Raw genomic sequence first — 20,016 nt, forward strand, 5'->3', positions numbered from 1 at the left:
CTCAACGGCCTCCCTTCTTCCATGAGGCGATGGCACTCATTCCGGGACGCAATCCTTCGACGGGCGCTACCGGCTCGGCGCGAACCTCGAATGTCCGGAGGTCGAAGTCTCCGGTGGCGCGTGTCGCGCGCCACGTCGCGTATTGTCCCTGGGCGTTGATGACGGTCACTTTCACATCGACAAGCATATTGCCAAGCGCCGGGACGGTGACCGCAAACGTGTCGCCGATCTTCAGCCCTTCGAGGAGATCTTCACGCAGATTGAAGGTGAACCACGGATGCGCGATGTCGATTAGTGAAAACAGCGGCGCTCCCGGGCTGAAGTTCTCGCCAAGCTCGGCGACACGGGTCGTGACCTGTCCGTCGATCGGCGCGCGTATCGTCAGCTCTGCGATGTCGGTCTTCTGCTGGTCTAGCGTCGCCCGGGCCTGATCGACCTTGGAGGCGGCAAGTGCCTTTTCCTCCTTGCTGGCACCCGACACGGCAAGCTCGAGGTTGGCCTGGGCAGCCTCGCGCTTGCGGATCGCGGCCTCCAGATTGCGCCTGGATTCGTCGACGGTCGCCTGCGCTGCGGCCGCCGAACTGAAGAGCCGCTCCTGTCGCTGCTGGTTGGTCTGATAGAGGACGACGTCGGCCTGCGCAGCGTCGACTTCGGCCTGGCGGGCCGCGATGGTCTCCGGCCGGGTGCTATTGACCCTCACCAGATCAGCCTGCGCAACACCAAGAGCCGCTTCTGTAGAGTGCATGGCGGAAACGAGCTGCGGACTTTCGAGCTCGGCGATCGTCTCGTCCTTCTTGACGGTGTCACCCACATCGGCATTTAAGACACGGATACGGCCCGAGACGCGCGGGCTGATATCGACGCGATCTGTCGAAACTTCACCCTGGACAACCAGCGGCGGCGGAAGGGTCGCGAACCAGAGCAGCACGCCGAGCGCGCCGAGGCATGCAAGCGCGATCAGCAGTCGAAGAACACGTCCCATAGTTCCGCCCTCGATCACGCGTCGCCAGAGTTGACGAAATCGACCCCGGTGACAGCGCTCGACGACTTGGCGACATCGGGATCGACGCTGGCATGGCTAGGATTGCTCTGCGTTACCATCTCCTCGGCCCGCGCCCGGATGTAAGGTTCCATGTGCGCGGCATGCGTAAGGATCCAGAACTGCTTTGCGGCGATCGCCGCAAAGACCTGATCGGCAACCTCGGATGGCTCCATGGCGTGCGAGGACTTCATGGCATCGGCATCCTCGGACTTGCCAGCAGTCTCGGACTTCATGATGTTTGTTTTCACCAGAGCGGGGCAAAGGACGGAGACCCCCACTCCTGAACGGCTCGCAACGAGTTCGCGGTAGAGCGTCTCCGAAAGCCCGACGACGGCGTGCTTGCTTGCCACATAGGCGGAAGCCGCAGAAATGGTGACCAGTCCGGCCGCCGATGCGGTATTGATGATGTGACCGGACTTCCTCTGTCGAAGACCAGGAAGAAAGGCGAGCAAGCCGTTGACCACGCCGCCGACATTGATGTCGAACATTCGCTTCCAGTCCGCCTCGCTGTGATCCCAGGTGAGCGAGAGCTTGGTGATGCCAGCATTGTTGGCCACCAGCCAGGGATCTCCCAACACCTCCACCGTCCGGTCGTGCAGTCTCTGAACATCGGCGAGCTTGCTGACATCGGTGGCGACAGTGATTGTCTCCGCGCCTGCCGCCTCGACCGCCTTGCGGGCTTCTGCGAGCCGCTCCTCGCTGAGGTCGGCCAGCGCCACCTTCATGCCTTGCCGTGCAGCCTCAAGCGCGATCGCAAGACCGATACCGCTTGCGCCACCGGTAATGACTGCTACCTTGCCAGCAAGGTCTTCGCCGTGATCCTGCGCCATTTTCATTCACCCTGTCCTTTTCGATGCGAGGGAGGGTAAGACTTGTAGACAGCGATGGAAGTTAGCGGATTGTGAGATGGCCACGGCTAACAGCGGGCTCGGCGTTAGTTGGCCTCCGCCACTCTCGAACGGCATGGCGAAAACGTTTATTGACGCCCTTCGCTTCACGATGAGAAAATCCGCGGAACACGCGGAGGGATGTTAATGGACTTGAAATCCGAACCTGCACCTTCTTTGATCCGCCGCCAGATGGAGGTGCTGCGCAACAGCCGGGCGTTCACGGGATCCGACCGTCTGTTTGCGCTTCTTGAATTCGTCGTCGAGGAGACACTTGCCGGACGCGGCCATGGCCTTAGGGAAGCGGTGATCGGAAACGCCGTGTACCAGCGGGATCCACCCTACGATCCGCGTGTCGATTCGACGGTGCGCGTGGAGATACGGCGTCTGCGAAAAAAGCTCGAAGAGTACTTCTGCGACGACGGGGGCAGCGATCCCGTGGTGATCACCATCCCGGTCGGCTCATATATCCCTGCATTTGGGACGGAGGTTCAGTCCTCCGACGCGGGACAAGCCCGCAGGATATTCAAGCCGGGGCCGGGCACCATCATCGTTGTGCTGCCGATCAGGTCACTTGCTGCCAGCGACGAACTGCGTGAGTGTGCAGATCATCTTACCGAAGAACTGATCTATGCGCTGGGATCCGAACCGGGAATCAGCGTGCCATCAAGAACAACCACCTACACATTCGCAGGTGACACCAAGACGCTTACGGAACTTGCGGCCGACTTCGGGGCGGACGCCGTCGTGCAGGGAACCCTTTCCGAACACGTTGGTGCAATTCGCGTGACACTGGAGATTTCCGACGGCCGAGGCATTGTTGTCTCCTCAGATCGCTTCGAAGGCGATATTGAGGCGCGCACGACGCTCCCGGAACGGATTGCGACCACCCTGGTGAGCCGGATCCGCTTCGACAGCACGAAGATGCGCATGCGCCAGATCAGTCCCGGTCCCTCCGCCGTGGACAGCCACTCGAAGATCTATCGTGCTCGCCAGCTACTGGACAAGCAGACCGCCGAGCATTTGCGCGAGGCGCTGGCGCTCTTCACCCAGGTCGCCGACGCTGCGCCTGACTATGCGCGCGGACATTCGGGGATGGCTGATTGCTATTGTGATCTGTTTCGGCTTGGCATCATCGACAACGACACGGCCCACACCAATGCACGAAACGCCGTGACGCATGCCCTGGAGATCGACCCGGAATCCGTTGAGGCATATACCGCGCTTGCGACCATTCAGGCATGGCTTGAACGGGATAGAAAGGCGGCCGAAGAGAGCTTTCAGGCAGCGCTCGCGTTGGGGCGAAGCGCGAGAGCGGCTTGTCTCTACGGAACCTACCTGACGATTATCGGATTTCCGGACGAAGCTGAGCGGATGTTTCGCGAAGCCCGTCGCATCGAGCCTTTCTCCCAGCAGCAGGACATTGCCGAAGCAGTCAGCCGTTTCCAGTCCCGACGGTTCGATCTGCTTTCCGCAGGCGAGTCCCTGATCGACAGGCGCAACAAACCCCCGGAGGCCGCCTTCTATCTGGCGCTCGGCAATCACTTTGGCGGCAATGCGGAAGGAGCCCGGCAATATGCCGGACCACTCAACCATCTGCTCGCCACCAATCCGCAGATCGTATTCGCCGATGCCGAGATCGAAGCCTGGCTCGGCGAACCAGAGCGTGCTCTGCGCCTTCTCACGACTGGAAACCCCAAGGCAAGCCATTTTGCGCACGCGTCACTTGCGTCGGCAGTCGGCGATGCTGGGCTTGTGCACAGGCATCTCAATCTTGCTCTCGATCGACGGGAGCTGCCGACGGTCTGGCTGCGCACCGACATCCGTTTCGACGCCTTCCGCCCAACCAGCGAGTTCAAGGAGATTCTCGCACGGCTCGAGGCCTTGAGACTGTCGTGATCTGCACGACTAACGAAGCTCACGTTCAAGGGTGAACACGTCTCACTTCCGGCTCCACGACCACCATTCTATCGTCCCCGCCCAGATCAACGGAGGCACGGGACGTGAGCCAGAACAGTCAATACCGCAATGCGGATCTCATCGTCGACCGTATCCACGGTGTGCTGGGACATTATCCCGGATACCGCACACTTCATGCGGACGGTCGTCTCTATAAGGGGACGTTTCGGGCATACGAAGTCGCGCGGCGCTTCACCCGCGCGGCCCACCTTCAGGGGCAGGAACTTCCGGTCACCGTCCGGTTTTCAAAGGGCGGCGGCAATCCCTATGCCCCCTTCAATGCCACCGTTGGGATGGCAACGCGTTTCTATCTTGAAGACGGCCGGGTCACAAATCTCGTGATGCTGAGTCAGAAGCTCTTTTTCGCCAACACGATCGAGCAGTTCGTCGAACTGGTGAACGCGATGCAGCCGACCTCTCCAGGTGGAGGGGTCAATAAGGCGGGACTTGACGCCTTCCTGGCGAAGAACCCGAATGTCATGAACGTCTTCAAGATGCGCGCCGCTTCCCTTGCCCCGTTGAGCTTCGCCAATACGGAGTTCCATGCCGTCCACGTGTTCCGATATATCAACGCAGCCGACGAAGCGAGCCATGTCCGCTGTCACTGGATTCCCCTCGATGGTGTCAAAGGCCAGGATCCGGACGTCTTGACGCACGAGAGTGTCGACGTCCTGTTTGGCGAGATTGGAACCCGGCTGAATGCCGGACCCGTCGAGTTCGAGCTCGAGCTCGAGCTAGGACAGCCAGGTGACCCCCTCAACGACGCAACCGCGCTGTGGCCGGACAATCGAGAGCGCATTCGCATCGGCCGCCTGACAGTCGATGCGGCGACGAGCGAGGAAGAGATCGGCGACCGGCTGATGAACCATGATCCGACGATGCTCGTCGACGGCATAGAGGCGACCGACGACCCGATCCTCCAGATCAGGCGCGGCGTCTACGAAGCCTCCGCCGCGCAGCGCAGCGGTGGTTGGCATGGAGTGCAATCCAGATCCGGAGACTGAGTCCATGGGCCGACGAAATCTCGAATACCTTCGCTCGATCGACGCAGCATGGAATCGTCGGCAGTGGGATGACTACGCGGGTCTCCTGGACGACGATCTGGTCGCCTGGATGTCCGGAGATCAGGAGCCCCATGGAAAGGCCGAGCATGTGCTGAGGGCACAACGCTTCTGTGCGATGTTTCCAGACAGCCACGTCGAGGAAGAATACCTCGATCTGATCCTCAGCCTCGACGGTCACAAGACTTGCAGCGTGGCGGTGATGACCGGTTCCGGCCCAGAAAGCGGCGCGCGCTTTCGCATCACCTTCGCGCTGATCTGCAAATGGCGTGAAGGCCGCGTTGTCGAGCAGCGCGAATATATCGACCGGGAGCTTTTCGAAAAGCAGCTCGGTCATCCAACCCTAGAAAGTGGAGAACACTGATGAGCGATTCCATCGCACCCGTTGAAGAACGCATCGCAATGGCCCAGCCGATGATCGAGCAGCCTGACGGCCTGGGCAAGCGCATCGGCAAGCGCGGCGAGTTGACGATCATCGGCAATGTCGTACCCGGCGGCGCAAAGCTCTTCCGTGAGCGCCTGCCCCAGTTCCAGGCCGAGGCCGGTTACTGGGAGAGCCGGGTCGGCACCGTGCAGGAGTTTCGTGGGTTCCTCTTCGACAATGACACCCGCTACATGCTGACGGTCGTCTACGACGGCGACTTCAAGCCATACCTCTCCGACATCGCCAGCCAGGCCCATCCGTGGCTCGACGCGCTGGCGACAGGCGTGCTCGAAGACTATCCGGGCATCAACACTCCCGAAACCGCGAAGTGGGTCGAGGACCGTCTGGTAGCCGCCGACTTCTTTTACGTCAGCAATCCCGATGTGACCGCCCGCGACATTACTAAGATGAAGAAGCTCTCGAAGGCCGTGAGCGACCTTCTCGACGCGGCTGGATGATCATGACTTTGGCGCTGGAGCTTCACGACATCCAGGGGACGGTTCTTCGCAACCGTCCAATGCCCTACTTCGGCAGCTATCTGATGTTCACGATCCATGATCCCGACCAGGCCCGCGAGCTTCTGAGGCGGCTCGTGCCGCGTATTGCTTCGGCCGCCGCCTGGGACAATCCGCCGGAGGATGCGTGGATCAACGTCGTCTTCTCCCATTCCGGCCTTGGCAAGATGGTGCGCGACGCCAGCACGATCGCGGGCTTTCCGCTGGAATTCCGCCAGGGAATGGCCGCTCGCAGCGGTTACCTCGGCGATGTCGGAAACGCATCGCCCGATCACTGGGATCTTCCCCACGGCGGTAACGGCTTCGACGTCGGCCTGCTGGTGATGGCCGGCAGCATCGAACTCAAGGACGAGAAGCTCTCGATCGGCCACGCTGCCGTCGAGGGCCTTGAGGGAGTCGAACTCGTGGCACGGCTGGACGTCGCCGTTCCATCGACACTGCGCGAGCATTTCGGCTATGCGGACGGTATCAGCCGCCCCTTCATCGAAGGACAAGGCGGCGATCCCCTCCCTGGGCAGGACATCGTCAAGCCCGGGGAATTCGTGCTCGGATACGAGAACGAGTTAGGCGTCCGTGCCTCTCTCGATGCCCCGGAAGAGCTCTGGCGGAATGGCACCTTCATAGCCATCCGGAAGCTGCGGCAGGACGTTGCGGCGTTCCGGCGTTTCCTGATGGATTCGGCTCCGGATGCGATGGGACAGGAACTCCTCGCCGCCAAGATGATGGGCCGCTGGCGCAGCGGGGCGCCGCTAGCTCTCTCTCCGGACAGCGATGACGTGAAGCTTGCAAAGGATCCGCTTCGCAACAACGACTTCCGCTACGCAGACGACGATCCAGATGGCCGGCACACACCCGCCGGAAGCCACATCCGAAGAATCAATCCTCGCGACGCCCTCAGGGATTCGTTGACCCAGACCCGGCTTCACCGGGTCATGAGGCGCGGCTTTTCCTACGGCCCCGAGCTGGAGGAAGGTTCGACGGAAGACGACGGTGTCGACCGTGGCATCGTTCTGGCGATCATCAACGCCGATCCGGGCCGTCAGTTCGAGTTCGTTCAGGCGCAGTGGATCAATGACGGCGACTTCATCTCGCAGGGTGACCGTTCGGATCCAATCATCGGCAGACGTGATCACGCCAACGATTATCAATACCCGGCCTGTCCGGTCAGAAAACGTGTCGGGGGACTGAAGGAATTCACCGTGACACGCGGCGGCGAGCACGTCTTTCTGCCCGGCCTTGGCGGCTTGCGCTGGCTATTGGACCGACAGTAAATCTAATCCGGGAGTGGTCATGACGATCCTGATATTTTCGCTTTGCCTCGGCATCACTTGCGGTCTCCGTGCGATGACGCCACCTGCGGCGGTCGCGTGGGCAGCACATATAGGATGGCTCGATCTGTCGGACACTTGGCTTGCATTCGTCGGCTCGATGTGGACGCTGGCTCTGTTGACACTCCTTGCTATGACCGAACTGGTGACGGATCAGCTTCCTTCTACGCCAAGCCGCAAGGTACCACAGCAGTTCGGCGCGCGGCTTTTTACAGGCGGGTTTGTCGGAGCCGCGTTGGCATTGCCGCATGTGCCGTGGATTGTGGGGGCCGCTGTGGGCGCGATTGGCGCGGTAATCGGGACATACGGCGGGGCGGCCCTTCGAGCAAAGCTCGCCAGTGCGTTTGGGAAAGATCTTCCTGCGGCTCTGCTGGAAGACGCGGTTGCCGTCTGCACTGCGGGGCTGATCGTGGCAGCTCTGCCATAGGCAATTCTGTCAAACGCGAATCTTGCGCGGCAGGAGCCTCCAGCGGTGCGGCATGCCGTTCAGAACTTTCAGGCTCGACAACTACACAGGCAGACACACCAGATCATCATGAAAAAATACCGCCCAGAACCGATATCGCACCCGCTGATTTATGGATCTTTCTGCCTGATCGCGTTCTTGATCCTGGTCGCACAGGCAGTCGAATTCCTGCAGACCGGTATATGGAAGACGATGTCACTCCTCACCTTTTTTGAGATGATTACCGAGGATGACGAATTCGCCGGCACGGCATACCCATCGATGATAGGTGCAGCACTTGGATCGGTGCCAGCTTCGCTCTGCTTCTTCGGCGGCAGCATTCTGCTTTTAATAGCGGATCGGCGACGAAAAGATTGCGTTGTCGAAAGCGACGGTGTGGAGTCCGAAACGCGCTCCATTGACGACTAGCCGCGTGGTGTTCGCCGGTCGCCAGAAAAACAGTGATACATTGAACGCTGCGGACGCTATCGTCACCACGACCTTGCTGTCGTCCATCGAGTATAATGGAGCCAATCCCATAACCGCCCCGTTCGCCAAATTGCCTCCCGGGCAGCAGGTTCTCGTCAGGGACGTCGCAGCGATACCTTGCTCCCTTAAACCAGCCGCCACTCTATATTTGACAGACTTCAAGGGTCAGCGCGATGAGAATAGGACATCACTAACGCAAGGTCAGATCCTCCTTCGCAGCTCCGGCGACGACAGTCTAGCTCGGACCCAGGGCATATCGGGACGCAGCTACGCAGCTCCCCGCAAGCAGGCGATGGCGTAATATTGTAGCCTGCGAGCGGAGAGCCAACTCCCTCGCAGGCTGCCGCTACCTTATCAGTTGTCCGATAATGCGTAGGCAATCAGTTCATCGCTAGGCGGGGTCATCATGAAATGGTGCCCGCCCGCCATGATGAGAAGATACTCCTTGCCATTCTGCTGGTAGACGATCGGAGAAGCCTGTCCGCCGCCCGGCAGCACGTCGCTCCAGACTGTCTTTCCACTCTTGATGTCTATGGCCCGAATGAGATTGTCTGTCGCAGCAGCGACGAACACCAGACCTGACGCTGTAACGGCGGCTCCGCCGTTGTTCGGTGTTCCGATTTCAAACGGAAGCATCGACGGGATGCCGAAGGGGCCATTGCGCCTCGCCGTCCCGAATGGCCGATCCCACAGCGTCTTCCCGGTCGCAAGCTCTATTGCCCGGATTCCGCCATAGGGTGGCTGCGTGCAGAGCACCCCGGTCGGCATCACCCAGCCGGCATTGACGAGGATGGCAAGAGGCGTTCCAGCCATCGCGCCCGCACCTTCCGCGCTGGATGAACTCTTCGCCGCCCGGGGGTCGCCCGCGGGAAACAGTCCCATCTGGTCGGCCTGCTCGCGCTTCACAAGCATGTTCAGGTTGGCGGTATTGTTGTAGTTCGCGACGATAACCCCTCGGCGCGGATCGATCGCCACGCTTCCCCAGTCCGAGCCGCCATTGTAGCCGGGCCACTGGATATTGTAGCGGTCAACGTCGGGTGGCGTGTATATGCCCTCGTACCGCGCCCGCTTGAAGTTGATGCGGCACATCATCTGGTCGATCGGCGAAAGGCCCCACATGTCCTTCTCGGTCAAGTCGGCCTGACGCAGCGTGTGATAGAGCGAAAACGGCTGCGTGGGAGAACGCTGATCCGGTTCCGCGCCTCCCTGCGGGACAGGACGCTCCTCAACGCCGTGAAGCGGTTTTCCAGTCGCACGGTCGAGAACGTAGATGTCGCCCTGCTTTGTTGGAACGAGCAGCGCCGGGACTGACGCTCCGGCGGCGGGGAATTCGACAAGACTCGGCTGCGATCCGATGTCGTAGTCCCAGACGTCCGCGTGGACGGTCTGGAAAACCCATCGCGGCTTGCCCGTATGGACGTCGAGTGCGACGATGGAGGAGTTGAATTTCTTCTCCTCGTCGGAACGCAGTGTCGTGTAATAGTCGCCGGCTGAATTGCCCATCGGGATATAGGCCAGCCCGAGCTTTTCGTCTCCTATGGCAGCGGTCCAACTGTTTGGGGTACCGAAAGAATAATAGCCTCCTGCTGGCGGCTCCTTCGTGACTTGCGGCTGATTGATATCCCAGGCGAACGTCAGTTTGCCTGTCACTGCATCATATCCACGGATCACGCCCGATGCCGCCCAGCGACGCTGTCCATCCAGCACCTGGTGACCAGTGACAATAATTCCCTGCACGACGACCGGAGGTGCCGTGATCGCGGCCGTCCCTGGAATGAGCGGCGTTATCTCTGACGTGTCTGCGTCCTTTTGGGCAAGTCCAGCCTTCAGGTCAGCCGCCCCGTCAGTACCAAATCCCTGGCACGGCTCACCTGTCGTAGCGTCGACCGCAATCAGGCGCATGTCGAGGGTTCCCTCGATGATCCGCTCTGCGCAAGCCTCACCCGCAGCGGCAGACGGATTCTTGAAGTATACGACGCCACGGCAGGCTGCCGTGTAGGGGACCCATTCCTGCGGGACCTTGGGATCGAAGGACCAGAGCTGCTTGCCCGTTGCCGCATCCAGCGCAAAGAGCGCGTTCATCGGCGAGCAACCGTAGATCCGGTCACCGATTTTCAGTGGCGTCAGTTCCGAACCATATTTGGCGGGGATCGCCCCAGTATGGAAACTCCAGGCCCTTTTTAGATTCTTGACGTTGGCGGGTGTGATCTGCGTTTGGTCGGAGTAGCGCTGCGCGCTCTTTCCAGCCCCGTAGGCTGACCATTCTCCCGTCGACGCCATGTTGTCGGCGTCATCATAAATGGCGTTGGCTTCCTGCTGCGGAAGATCCGTCACCGGCCCCCCACGATTTGCGGATGCGACCGCCACGCAAAGTAGGATCACGAAGGAGAACAGGCCGACGCCGCCAAAGTTCCGGAGTCTTCGCGCGCTCGACGTGTTGGTCAGTGGAACCACGAGCAGCGCAAGAAACATCAATACGAATGGCCCGGCGAGGCGCGGCGTCAGCGCCCAGAGAGATAGTCCCACTTCCCATAGGGCCCACAGGACCGTTCCCACAAAGGCAACCGTGTAGACATAGAATCCGCTCGAACGTCCTAAAGCAAACAGCAGACCCGATGCTGCCAGGAGTATACCAGCGGCCAGATAGTAAAGGCTGCCTCCAAGCGCCGCCAGCCACAGGCCGCCCCCGCCCAGGATCAATCCAATTATTGCGAGCACCGCGCCGAATAGGACCCTCAGATATTTCCCTATCGTTGGTGGGTAGGTGGATGTAGTCATGCAGGCCCCTTTCCGTGCGACTATCTAGTGCTCGCGGCATTGGCGGTAGCGAGCGATTGAAATGCGTCGAACGATAGGACAATTGAACCCGGCGGTGCAGTGAGCGCTCGTGAGCTTACAGGGATCTAACGCCGCCCGCCTCAGCCCGCTTGACCAAAGTGGCGTTTTGGGGCGCCTACTGATGTTAAGCGCTGGTGATCATCTGTCGCGAAATTGTGTGCCCCCAGAAACTGCTATGAGACGCCGGCTGAATCCGCGAATGCTCGCCTTGCCGACCAGGATTGCACCGCCACCTATGAATCCGACGCCGTTGATCAAACCCTCGACGATCCGTGCCGTTGCCTCGGCGTTTTCGCGCGTGATCGTCTCTGCCGCCTGAATGAACCCGCACGCAGCGATGGCGACGAGCGGAAAGGTCCGAAGGCCGGCGCTCCGTTCGTTCCGTTCACGGTCCCAGGCGATCGGAAGTGCCAGGACATAGGCGACGAGCAATACAGCCAGATCCTGGAATATATCAACGTGAACACCGAGACTGCTTAGCCATTCCACCACTGCTTCCTCCATCATTTTTGTTTCGAGGAACATGGAGGCGGTTGCAGGTCCGGCAAGGCCGGCGTGCCCTTGGAACATTTACCCGCCATGGACATTGATTTTCCGAGCGCGAGCCGTGTCAACGGGACGTGACAGGGATGGTGAACGCAGCGGTTTTTCCCGTTTCCCACTGCGGCCAACGAATTGGCAGACGAGCACCCGACCTGTCCGGCATCGCCTCACCTGGTGGGGGATTTGTGAAGATAGCCACGTATAACGTCAACGGCGTCTTAGGCCGATTGCCAGTCCTGCTTAAATGGCTGAAGGAGGACAAGCCCGACGTCGTGTGCCTGCAAGAGCTCAAGACGACCGACGACAAGTTTCCGCTCAAGGAACTCGAGAAGGCAGGTTACGGTGCGGTCTGGCAGGGGGAGAAAAGCTGGAATGGCGTCGCGATCTTGACACGAGGTCAGGAGCCGCACCTCACGAGAAAGGGTCTGCCCGGCGATCCGGACGACACCCACAGTCGCTATATCGAAGCGGCCGTGGACGGCGTCCTAATTGGAGGCCTTTATCTGCCAAACGGGAACCCGGCCCCAGGTCCGAAGTGGGATTACAAGCTCGATTGGTTCCGACGTCTTAAGAAATACGCCGCAGAGCTTCTCGAACTGGAGGTGCCCGTCGTGCTGGCCGGAGACTACAACGTCATGCCCACGGACATCGACGTCTACAAGCCGGAGCGGTGGGTGGATGACGCGCTGTTTAGGCCGGAAGTCCGCCGGGCCTACGCTGATCTCATAGCACAGGGTGGACCGACGCCGTCAGGCATCTGTATCCGGACGAACGCATCTATACGTTCTGGAAATATTGGAGGAGCTCGTTTGAGCGCGACGCGGGGTTGCGCATCGACCACTTCCTGCTCAGCCCGGCCATCGCCTCGTCGCTTAGATCGGCAAGCGTTCGCAGGAAGCCGCGGAGTTGGGAGCATACAAGCGATCACGCACCCGTCGTGATCGAACTCGACTTGACGGAAGCGGCGGGCGACTAATGTCGACGCTGGCGATCATGCATCCTTCCCAGCGATGATCCGATCCATGTCGGAAATGACATCATCGATGTCTTGGTACTCCCCGGCCGCGATCTGTTCGTGTCCCCTGATGGACGCGAAGATGTTGGCCCCCTCGTTCAACAGATACGCCTTGAGAGCCCGGACGATTATATAGCTTCGAGATCGGTCGGTCGCTTCCGCGATCGCTTCGATGTCGGCGAGCACTTCGGCGGGAATGCTAAGCGTCACGGTTTCAGACGTGTTACTCATGGGAACCTCCTCCACGGAGTGCGTAAGAGATTGTAAGACATCTGACCCTTTGTGCAAATCGAGACGGTGGATACGGCGAAGATCGGCATCGACTTGCTACGCCGATCATTCGGTCTCTTCACCGCACTTGGTCACTCGTGGAGCCCCCAGTTCCGTTCCTCGTCGTTGCGTCGGTTGAACGCCTCGGATGGAAGGCCCGAACCGGAGCTTCGTGCAACGCCATCGCTGCTCGTCCAGGTGAAGGAAGACCGGTATCCGGTCGTCTTCCGCTGTTGCTCGGGAACGACCGGATATCCTTGTGAACCACGATCCCGGCCAAGGTCAGGCGTCCCGGTCCCGGCCCGGCGTTTTTGAAGAAGATCCGGTTCATCAGGTGGTGGTCGTGGAAATCGCTCTCGCGCACGAGGCTGACATCGTCGACGCACTCCTTTTTACGCCGGCGTTCGCGGATCTCCTCCCATAGAGGTTCGTCGTTGCGAACATAGGCTTCGGCATCCGGAGCGTCTTTCACGGTCTTCCCGCGCTGCATCGGTAGCAGGCCGTCCTTGTACGCTTGAAGGATCGCCGCTGCAGCGTCCGGGCCGATGACGGTCACGAGATCGAACAGGCGATCGAACCAAAAGATGGATTACCCGAAACCTTGCTATAAGAGCAAGTAGCCGAGAATTCAGCGCGTCCGCCGCATGACTTCGGCGAGCGTCGGAGGCGGGTCCATCACGATCTCGACCAGGTCGTCGAGAGCGATGAGACACGCGAGGCCGTCCTCGCCTTCGATAATCACCGGCTTGCCGCCCGTCGCGCGTGTCGTGAGGATGAACAGCCGACGGCGAGCCTCCCGCAGCTTGAGCGGAACACCGCCCTCTTCCAGGATGGTCTGCTCGATCCGCGCGCGGGCCTGCGGAGGGGGGTGCGACTTGAAGCTCCTCACCACCAGTTTCCACGTGCTGTTCATTTCGCCGCCTCCTCACCCGCCCACATCATCCCCACGACGACTTTTCCTGACAGCGCTCCTTCCTGAACGATCAGCCTTGCTACCGCATCGACAACCGCCATCCGTTCTCGAATGATGGCCTCCGCTCGATCGAGCTGCTCGGACAGCAGCGACGCGACCTCCATCTCGATCTCGCGATGCTGGATCCGAAGCTGCCGGCGCTCCTCGAAGCCGGGGGTGTGCAGATGACGAAGCGCGCCTCCCATGCCGAACTCGGAGACCATCCGCGTCGCCATGTCGGAAGCGACCGCGATATCGCTCGCGACGCCTGCTCCGGCTCCATCGGTCACGCTGCCGGTGAACACCCGCTCGGCGGCGATGCCGCCCAGCCGCAGGCAGATTTCGTCCAGGTACGACTGCCTCGAACGCACGATCTTCGGAGCGGATTGGAAATGCGCTCCTCCCGCACTGGTTTGTGTCGCACGAACCTCGGCGACGATCCCGACCGACTGAAGATCGCCGAGCTCCAGCGCAAGCCCGACGACGGCGTGTCCCGCCTCATGCACGCTTACGATCCATCGCTCGTGACCGACAAGCGGAAGCGCCGGAGGCAGGCTCGCGAGAACCAGTCCGCCGTCCAGACGGACCTTGCTCCGGCGCGCACGTCGTCGCGCTTCCCTGACCACGCCCTCGATGTCGGCGCCGGACATTCCCTCGGTGGCCGCCGCGAACGCTCGAAGTTCCTCGGCCGACAACGCCCCGTTCAAGTAGGCGTCGGCGATCGTCGCCCGATCCTCGATGGCCGGGAGAGGGATCCGGATGTGCCTGCCCAGTCGTCCTTGTCGAAGGAAGGCCGGATCGATGGCATCCGGGTTGTTCGTCGCACCGACCACCACCACCCCTTCCCGTCGGCTGGAGCCGTCGATGCACTCGAGCAGACCGTTGACCACCTGCGTAGAATAGCTCGCGTGGTCGGCAGAAAACCGCGCCCGGTCACCGATGCTGTCGAATTCGTCGATGAAGAGCAGCGCGGGGGCGCGCTCGGTCGCCATCTTGAACGACGCCCGCATCGCCGCGAGCAGGTCTCCAAGATGGCCGGTCGCCTGCCATCGCGCGACCGACGTCGGCACGAATGCGAGATCGCAGGATCGTGCCAACGCCGCCGCATACAGCGTCTTGCCGGTCCCCGGAGGACCGCTCAGGAGCAGTCCTGCGTCGACTTCGCTCCAAGCGATCTGTCCGTCTCGCCACGCTCCGACGTCCTCCGCGAGGTCGAGCCCCCAACGCCTGGCCTCTCCGTATCCACCCAGCGTCTCGAGCCTTGGCCCGTTTTCATCGGGACGGGATTGTTGGGAAACGACGTCGATAGCCCCCACGGCATTGACGATCTGCCTGACGCTCCGCCCCGGCCTCATGGCGGCCAACATCGCTTCCAGGGGCAAGGTCAGCAGTCTCCGGGCCTGACGATCCGTCAGGCTCAGCCCGAGTACCTCCTCGGCCGCGGTCCGCAGATCCACCGCCGCGACGGGCGCGATGTCCGCGACCACGTCGGCCGCGGCCCGCAACCTGCCCGGAATGGCCCGTGGATCCTCCACCAGAACGACAAGCCCACGTTCCTCGGCGACTTCCAACATGATCTCGTCGAAGTTCAAGGCGCCGCGTCGATCGCGGCGCGGCGCAAGCACACGCGCCTGCTCTTCCTTCGGCGCGGCAAGCATCATCATCATCGCAGCGTCCAGATATCCTTTTTCGTCCGCCCCTTTGGGAAGACGAAGCACCGCGATCGGGCGTCTGAGGTAAGCGATCGCGCCCAAGTCGCCGAGCGCCCTGCGGATGCCGAGGCTATAGACGACACGCTCGACGTTCGGCTCGAGGAGCCTTGCCCTGTTCGGAAAAGCCATGGAGCGAACCTCAACGCTGAAAGCGACGGACCACCGTCTCGGGACCGATCATCGCGTCGTCGAGATCGAGGTCGATCAACCGGTGTAGAAACATCCAGGCGATGCCCGTCATGGGCGCCACCTCTCGGAACAGACCAAGGCATTCCCCGATCTGGAGCGATCCCGCCTCCTCGATGACCGCGAGCACGCGGACACGGTCGTTGAGAGGCGTTCTCCACCGCGCGTACCGCAGAAGATCGCGTGCGTTCAGGAGCCGGAAGCCACCCTCGATAAATTCGCGGAATTCGAAGCAGTGACGCAGACCCACGATGGCGGCTGCCTCGGTGACGTCAGGAACGTCTTCCGCATCCTCCGCCGCATCGAAATAGACCTCGGCGCCGTCGTCGTAGGTCACAAGAAAGTCGAAGACGTGCGGCCCGTCCCCCGTCTCCACGCTCCGCGGAAGGCAGGTCCAGGCGACGACGCTACGGTCGACGTCGAGCAGGCACCCCAGATCCCGCGCAAGCTGCGTCCGAAACATGGGAACACCGGAACAACGGACAGTGCCCGACGGATAGAACTGTTTGTTGGTGGCAACCGCATAGGCGTCGTACAACGCCGGAGGCATTTCGAAATGAGAATGGCTCATCGCATGATCCCGAATACGAAAGAGAGTGCCGATCCGCCCGAAGGCGGCAGGACAATCAACGTATTCGCGATATTCGAAGGGCGTTCATCATGGTGAACAAAATATGAACAAAATTTCGAAAGTCAACAGGATTCTGATTCGCGTTGGCGGTCCGCGGTGGGGACGCTCAGCGCTTCAGGCCGTAGGAGTCGGCCAGCGCTTCGAAGATCTGTTCCCGTAGGAGCTGCGCTTCTTTCTCGAGCGAGCGAACTTTGAACCCGTAGATCCGCTCGAATTCGAGCAGCATGATCACCGTGAACAAGAAGTTGCCGAAACCCTCCTCCTCGAGAACGTCGCCCTTGTCCCGCATAGGCGAGAACGGGCTGAAGAGCTGAACCTTGAGCTCGTCGGTGACGTCGAAGTCCAGTCGATGTGCGAACTGGTTGCGGGCCTTGTTGATCGCCCGCAGCGTCGACGCGAAATCTTCGTCGACCAGCCCGTGGGCGCGACACAGGGCGAGCTTGTCGGCGAATGTCTTGTGCCCGCCGCCAAGGTAGCCGTCAATGTCGGGTATCGTGTCCCGCAGCGTCTGCGTCAGGACGTGGTCGAGATAGATGTGTGCGGCGACGAGCTTCGCCCAGTCCTCGACCGCCTGCAGCCGATCGGTCAACGCGACGACGTCGAAGGAGATCTTCTTGAAGTCTTCCACGGTGAACCGGCCGGGCAGCTTCGCATACGTACGAACTTTCATCGCAGGTGTGCCGGCCCCGACGACCCGTCGTCGACGGTTCTGTCGAGCTCCGGGCGCCATCCGCGCGTCAGGCCGCGGCTCAGGCATCTGCTCGCCATGTCCAACTGCCCCCGCAGATGCGCGCAGTCCAGCAACAGCGTCGCGATGGTCGCGCGCGCGTCGTCATCGTGCCATGCGAGAGCGGCGTCGACGTCGCCGCGTCCCTCTGAATCCAATTTAAAAGCTGGCATCTCGTCCGTCCTTCTTGGGCGCGTCGCGCCGATCTTCCCGGACATTGTCAATCGCCAGGCGCCTCGTATCGACATCGCACCCCGAAGGCGACGATCCGCCGCCGGAGGAACGATAGGCGCCCGCGTGAGTCGCAGCAACGCGTCTTTTTCAACGCCGACGCACAACTGACATGTGCGCCGAAATTGCAATATGGTTAACGAATCCTTGAAATTTTCCGCGAATTCTAGCCCTTTGGGCGGAGTTTCAGGAGCGCTTCGGCCACGTCGGCCTTATTCTCGCGGACGACCTTGAGCACATAAACACCCGTGGGATCTCGAATTTCCTGTGGGCCGGCCTCCCGCGCCTGCCGAAGCACGCGCACGAAATTCCTCGCCGCATCCTCAGACGTCCAAATCGAGCTCGAATCTTTCAAACGTGCACCCGTTTCGATCAGTAACTTTTTGTAAGCTAAGCGACGCCACCCTGCTTGTGTTTTCTTATGGTTCACACAGGAAAGTGACGCGTGCGTGGCGAAGCTCCTGATCGACACGAACATCATTTCGGTCGCGTATTTGCCCAACGCGCCGAAATGGCTCTGGGACTGGCTGGAGTCCTTGCCGGCCGGCCTTCTCGCCGTTCCCTGGACCGCCATCTACGAGACCGAGTACGGAATCCGAACCGCCCAACGCCACAACCCGCGACGGGCCCTCGAGCTTCTGGCCTGGTTCGACAGCTTCGTCGCCGACTGCGACACCTACCCCGACATGAACGTCGACGCCTCCAGGCTTCTGGGGAAGATGGCGTCGTCTCCGGCCCTGCGCCACTTCTTCATCACGGAAGAGCGGAAGAACAAGAACGGCGAGGTGCTGGAACCGCTTCACGTCAAGCTTGGCTGCGACGTCATACTCGCCGCCCTGTCGATCGCACATCGTATACCGATAGCGACGTTCAATACCCGCGACTTTGTCTTCATCGATCGCCACTTTCCGCTGCCCGGCGTCTACGATCCGCAGTTCGACTGCTGGCACGTGCCCCCAAGCCTGGAATGGGCGACCGCCGGACACGCCAACGACGACGACCAGGACGCTCCGCTGCGGCGCTTTTCGCGGTAACTGGCCCGCGAAGCGCGGACCCAGCCATCCCGATCTGGCCAGGAGCTGAAGGCTTTGCCACCGACCCGCTCATCGCCCGGTGTTCAACAAGGCTCTTGCTTCGATCTCGGCGAGTGCGGCCCCAAGCTCTCTAGCCGCTTCCATGTGGTCCTCTTCCTCTCCAAGAAACCGTATGGCTTGACCGTCTTCAAGAAGAACCGCCCGCCCTTCTCGATATTCGATCTCGAACGAGCGGCCTTCAAACTCGAACACGTAGGCTTCCTTTCTATCTTCCCTGCGAATGACAGCCACCTGCTCTATGTTTCGACGCCGGCATTCCGGCTCGAGGAACTCCCACAACTGGCCGATATCGATGTCGCCAATTACGTAAGGCAGGTCGAGGCCGAAAGCCCGCGGCGCAAGCGCCTGGCCGCGCAGGTTTTCCGCGGCCAGTTCGAAAGCCCTGTCTACCTCCGCATCGGTTTCGGCAGGCGCGACCGGATGGCCACAAAGCATGTTGAAGTCGCGTTCGTAGAAAACCCAGCCATTCGTGCCAATGGGATACGACACCGTTTCGTCGAGATCGAGCATGACATGCTTCCAACTGATCTCGTCTTCTCGAGTCCATTTCGCGGACGGAAAGATGAAGCAGGTCGGCGACACCCAGCGAACTCCGTTCTCATCCCTTCGGTCGAAACATAGCACCAGCTCGTCATCAGCCGTCTTGCGGAGGCTATGGCGGAGGCCGAGCTCTCTCGTGACCGGCCCCAATCGCTCCTTGATCTCCATCAGACGTTTGCGCACGTACATTTCCCGTTCTCCCCGATGTTCTCGAGAAGATCGTTCCGCCACGGCGAGCAACCGACAAGGATTGGGCGAGCCATGGGTTCGGCGGCGATCCCGCCGAATGAGACAAGCCATACCTGACTTAGGCCTCCGGGCGGCGACAGCGCTCGACGACGTCGAACATCCATCTTATGTCGAGCTCCATTTCGCGAAGACGGTATGACTGCACGACGGATTCTACCTCGCCATCCACCAGAAATTTCGCCTTGTCGCCACTGAAGACGATCTCGATCGCGCTTCCATCGTATTCGAAGCAGAAAAATTCGTCGCCGTTACCGGATCGATCAACGTCGATTTCCTCGACTCCGTGATCCGAACATATCGATCGCAAGGTCTCCCAGATGTCGTCTAGGGGACCGACTTCTATCACGCCCGAAACCACGTCGTCCGGCATGAGGGGAAACTCCCGGAGAGTGCTCTCGGCCGCCTCGAACGCAATGTCGATCGAAGGGATCTGGTTGTTCTGCTGCCCAATGGTGAAATCGTAATCAGGACCGTCAAAGCAGACCCAGCCATTGGTGCCGACCGGTTTCGCGACAGCCTCCGTTAAACGGATGCGCACCTTGCTCCAGGTGTCGTCGATCTCCTGTCTGGATAACGCCGGAGGAAAAGTGAAGATCACCGGCGCCTTCCAGACCACGCCGTTCTTGTCCTTTCTTTCAAAACACAGACGGAACTCGTCGTGATCGATCCTTAGCCGATGCCGGAGGCCGAGTTCCTTGGTGAGCGGGCCAAGCCTCTCCTTGATTTCCAGCATGCACTTCCTGAGATTGGCCAAGACGTTCCTCCTTTTCGGTCGAGGATCATGGTTCGACGTCGTGGCGCATTCGACAAACCACTTGTGGTGTTCGCTTCACAGGCGCCGGGCCATCCATAGAGAAACCCAGGGAGGAGGCAGGCCT

The 20,016-nt window shown here is 60.8% G+C and carries 21 protein-coding genes and 1 pseudogene; 9 read left to right on the forward strand and 13 right to left on the reverse strand.

The genetic code is table 11. The features are described 5' to 3' along the window. Position 1 precedes the first annotated feature (1 nt). Together QTL95_RS18180 and QTL95_RS18185 are read right to left on the reverse strand one after the other, a co-directional pair. Positions 2 to 982: an HlyD family secretion protein gene (locus QTL95_RS18180; protein ID WP_289721317.1), complete on the reverse strand. Its 981-nt coding sequence runs from the start codon at positions 980 to 982 to the stop codon at positions 2 to 4. Between the two features lie 14 nt (positions 983 to 996). Continuing rightward, positions 997 to 1,878, reverse strand: coding sequence for an SDR family NAD(P)-dependent oxidoreductase (locus QTL95_RS18185; protein WP_289721318.1), 882 nt, complete (start codon positions 1,876 to 1,878; stop codon positions 997 to 999). A gap of 198 nt (positions 1,879 to 2,076) precedes the next feature. Between QTL95_RS18185 and QTL95_RS18190 the strand changes: the two genes are divergently transcribed. The 7 genes from QTL95_RS18190 (at position 2,077) to QTL95_RS18220 (ending at position 8,090) form a co-directional block, all read left to right on the forward strand. Next, positions 2,077 to 3,828, forward strand: a complete 1,752-nt coding sequence (locus tag QTL95_RS18190) for a hypothetical protein (RefSeq protein WP_289721319.1) — start codon at positions 2,077 to 2,079, stop codon at positions 3,826 to 3,828. Positions 3,829 to 3,932: 104 nt separating this feature from the next. Then, on the forward strand, positions 3,933 to 4,892 hold the full coding sequence (locus QTL95_RS18195; RefSeq protein ID WP_289721320.1) for a catalase: 960 nt from the start codon (positions 3,933 to 3,935) through the stop codon (positions 4,890 to 4,892). Positions 4,893 to 4,896: 4 nt separating this feature from the next. After that, the gene (locus QTL95_RS18200) at positions 4,897 to 5,313 is read left to right on the forward strand and encodes an ester cyclase (protein WP_289721321.1); all 417 of its coding nucleotides are present in this window, start codon (positions 4,897 to 4,899) and stop codon (positions 5,311 to 5,313) included. Continuing rightward, positions 5,313 to 5,831 (forward strand): hypothetical protein, encoded by a 519-nt coding sequence (locus QTL95_RS18205; RefSeq protein ID WP_289721322.1) that lies wholly within the window; start codon positions 5,313 to 5,315, stop codon positions 5,829 to 5,831. The genes QTL95_RS18200 and QTL95_RS18205 overlap by 1 nt, the downstream gene beginning before the upstream one ends. Then, the gene (locus tag QTL95_RS18210; protein WP_289721323.1) at positions 5,828 to 7,159 is read left to right on the forward strand and encodes a Dyp-type peroxidase; all 1,332 of its coding nucleotides are present in this window, start codon (positions 5,828 to 5,830) and stop codon (positions 7,157 to 7,159) included. Before QTL95_RS18205 ends, QTL95_RS18210 begins: the two co-directional genes overlap by 4 nt. A 19-nt stretch (positions 7,160 to 7,178) precedes the next feature. Beyond that, positions 7,179 to 7,643: a DUF4126 family protein gene (locus QTL95_RS18215; protein ID WP_289721324.1), complete on the forward strand. Its 465-nt coding sequence runs from the start codon at positions 7,179 to 7,181 to the stop codon at positions 7,641 to 7,643. 108 nt (positions 7,644 to 7,751) lie between these two features. Beyond that, the gene (locus QTL95_RS18220; protein ID WP_289721325.1) at positions 7,752 to 8,090 is read left to right on the forward strand and encodes a hypothetical protein; all 339 of its coding nucleotides are present in this window, start codon (positions 7,752 to 7,754) and stop codon (positions 8,088 to 8,090) included. Positions 8,091 to 8,504: 414 nt separating this feature from the next. On the opposite strand, the gene QTL95_RS18225 is transcribed toward QTL95_RS18220, so the two are convergent. Continuing rightward, positions 8,505 to 10,928 (reverse strand): membrane-bound PQQ-dependent dehydrogenase, glucose/quinate/shikimate family, encoded by a 2,424-nt coding sequence (locus QTL95_RS18225; RefSeq protein WP_289721326.1) that lies wholly within the window; start codon positions 10,926 to 10,928, stop codon positions 8,505 to 8,507. Positions 10,929 to 11,180: 252 nt separating this feature from the next. Then, positions 11,181 to 11,480, reverse strand: a pseudogene (locus QTL95_RS18230) (MgtC/SapB family protein); the annotation flags it as partial. 236 nt (positions 11,481 to 11,716) lie between these two features. Here QTL95_RS18230 and QTL95_RS18235 point away from each other — a divergent pair. Next, complete coding sequence (locus QTL95_RS18235; RefSeq protein ID WP_289721327.1) at positions 11,717 to 12,472, forward strand: exodeoxyribonuclease III; 756 nt, start codon at positions 11,717 to 11,719, stop codon at positions 12,470 to 12,472. Between the two features lie 50 nt (positions 12,473 to 12,522). Here QTL95_RS18235 and QTL95_RS18240 read toward each other — a convergent pair whose 3' ends face one another. From QTL95_RS18240 to QTL95_RS18270, 7 genes are all read right to left on the reverse strand, one after another. Then, positions 12,523 to 12,777, reverse strand: coding sequence for a CopG family ribbon-helix-helix protein (locus QTL95_RS18240; RefSeq protein ID WP_289721328.1), 255 nt, complete (start codon positions 12,775 to 12,777; stop codon positions 12,523 to 12,525). A gap of 118 nt (positions 12,778 to 12,895) precedes the next feature. Further along, entirely contained in the window at positions 12,896 to 13,372 is a 477-nt protein-coding gene (locus tag QTL95_RS18245) for a hypothetical protein (RefSeq protein WP_289721329.1), read from the reverse strand. A gap of 72 nt (positions 13,373 to 13,444) precedes the next feature. After that, on the reverse strand, positions 13,445 to 13,729 hold the full coding sequence (locus tag QTL95_RS18250) for a hypothetical protein (protein WP_289721330.1): 285 nt from the start codon (positions 13,727 to 13,729) through the stop codon (positions 13,445 to 13,447). Further along, complete coding sequence (locus tag QTL95_RS18255) at positions 13,726 to 15,609, reverse strand: AAA family ATPase (RefSeq protein WP_289721331.1); 1,884 nt, start codon at positions 15,607 to 15,609, stop codon at positions 13,726 to 13,728. The genes QTL95_RS18250 and QTL95_RS18255 overlap by 4 nt, the downstream gene beginning before the upstream one ends. 10 nt (positions 15,610 to 15,619) lie before the next feature. Continuing rightward, positions 15,620 to 16,237 carry a hypothetical protein gene (locus tag QTL95_RS18260; protein WP_289721332.1) on the reverse strand — a complete coding sequence of 206 codons (618 nt, stop codon included), beginning with the start codon at positions 16,235 to 16,237 and terminating at the stop codon, positions 15,620 to 15,622. A gap of 166 nt (positions 16,238 to 16,403) precedes the next feature. Beyond that, the gene (locus QTL95_RS18265) at positions 16,404 to 16,967 is read right to left on the reverse strand and encodes a hypothetical protein (RefSeq protein ID WP_289721333.1); all 564 of its coding nucleotides are present in this window, start codon (positions 16,965 to 16,967) and stop codon (positions 16,404 to 16,406) included. Further along, positions 16,964 to 17,242 carry a hypothetical protein gene (locus QTL95_RS18270; protein WP_289721334.1) on the reverse strand — a complete coding sequence of 93 codons (279 nt, stop codon included), beginning with the start codon at positions 17,240 to 17,242 and terminating at the stop codon, positions 16,964 to 16,966. Before QTL95_RS18270 ends, QTL95_RS18265 begins: the two co-directional genes overlap by 4 nt. 462 nt (positions 17,243 to 17,704) lie before the next feature. On the opposite strand from QTL95_RS18270, the gene QTL95_RS18275 reads away from it, so the two are divergent. Continuing rightward, complete coding sequence (locus QTL95_RS18275) at positions 17,705 to 18,289, forward strand: type II toxin-antitoxin system VapC family toxin (protein WP_289721335.1); 585 nt, start codon at positions 17,705 to 17,707, stop codon at positions 18,287 to 18,289. 69 nt (positions 18,290 to 18,358) lie between these two features. On the opposite strand, the gene QTL95_RS18280 is transcribed toward QTL95_RS18275, so the two are convergent. Together QTL95_RS18280 and QTL95_RS18285 are read right to left on the reverse strand one after the other, a co-directional pair. Next, positions 18,359 to 19,078, reverse strand: coding sequence for a hypothetical protein (locus QTL95_RS18280; protein ID WP_289721336.1), 720 nt, complete (start codon positions 19,076 to 19,078; stop codon positions 18,359 to 18,361). Positions 19,079 to 19,196: 118 nt separating this feature from the next. After that, on the reverse strand, positions 19,197 to 19,871 hold the full coding sequence (locus tag QTL95_RS18285) for a hypothetical protein (RefSeq protein WP_289721337.1): 675 nt from the start codon (positions 19,869 to 19,871) through the stop codon (positions 19,197 to 19,199). Positions 19,872 to 20,016 lie beyond the last annotated feature (145 nt).

Source organism: Rhizobium sp. S152, assembly GCF_030380735.1.
Classification (GTDB): Bacteria; Pseudomonadota; Alphaproteobacteria; order Rhizobiales; family Rhizobiaceae; genus Rhizobium.

Bases quoted from the DNA above. Each gene is read 5' to 3' on its own strand.
- QTL95_RS18180 (WP_289721317.1), bottom strand. From the start codon at position 982: ATGGGACGTGTTCTTCGACTGCTGATCGCGCTTGCATGCCTCGGCGCG.
- QTL95_RS18185 (WP_289721318.1), bottom strand. From the start codon at position 1,878: ATGAAAATGGCGCAGGATCACGGCGAAGACCTTGCTGGCAAGGTAGCA.
- QTL95_RS18190 (WP_289721319.1), top strand. From the start codon at position 2,077: ATGGACTTGAAATCCGAACCTGCACCTTCTTTGATCCGCCGCCAGATG.
- QTL95_RS18200 (WP_289721321.1), top strand. From the start codon at position 4,897: ATGGGCCGACGAAATCTCGAATACCTTCGCTCGATCGACGCAGCATGG.
- QTL95_RS18205 (WP_289721322.1), top strand. From the start codon at position 5,313: ATGAGCGATTCCATCGCACCCGTTGAAGAACGCATCGCAATGGCCCAG.
- QTL95_RS18210 (WP_289721323.1), top strand. From the start codon at position 5,828: ATGATCATGACTTTGGCGCTGGAGCTTCACGACATCCAGGGGACGGTT.
- QTL95_RS18215 (WP_289721324.1), top strand. From the start codon at position 7,179: ATGACGATCCTGATATTTTCGCTTTGCCTCGGCATCACTTGCGGTCTC.
- QTL95_RS18220 (WP_289721325.1), top strand. From the start codon at position 7,752: ATGAAAAAATACCGCCCAGAACCGATATCGCACCCGCTGATTTATGGA.
- QTL95_RS18225 (WP_289721326.1), bottom strand. From the start codon at position 10,928: ATGACTACATCCACCTACCCACCAACGATAGGGAAATATCTGAGGGTC.
- QTL95_RS18240 (WP_289721328.1), bottom strand. From the start codon at position 12,777: ATGAGTAACACGTCTGAAACCGTGACGCTTAGCATTCCCGCCGAAGTG.
- QTL95_RS18250 (WP_289721330.1), bottom strand. From the start codon at position 13,729: ATGAACAGCACGTGGAAACTGGTGGTGAGGAGCTTCAAGTCGCACCCC.
- QTL95_RS18255 (WP_289721331.1), bottom strand. From the start codon at position 15,609: ATGGCTTTTCCGAACAGGGCAAGGCTCCTCGAGCCGAACGTCGAGCGT.
- QTL95_RS18260 (WP_289721332.1), bottom strand. From the start codon at position 16,237: ATGAGCCATTCTCATTTCGAAATGCCTCCGGCGTTGTACGACGCCTAT.
- QTL95_RS18265 (WP_289721333.1), bottom strand. From the start codon at position 16,967: ATGAAAGTTCGTACGTATGCGAAGCTGCCCGGCCGGTTCACCGTGGAA.
- QTL95_RS18270 (WP_289721334.1), bottom strand. From the start codon at position 17,242: ATGTCCGGGAAGATCGGCGCGACGCGCCCAAGAAGGACGGACGAGATG.
- QTL95_RS18280 (WP_289721336.1), bottom strand. From the start codon at position 19,078: ATGTACGTGCGCAAACGTCTGATGGAGATCAAGGAGCGATTGGGGCCG.
- QTL95_RS18285 (WP_289721337.1), bottom strand. From the start codon at position 19,871: ATGCTGGAAATCAAGGAGAGGCTTGGCCCGCTCACCAAGGAACTCGGC.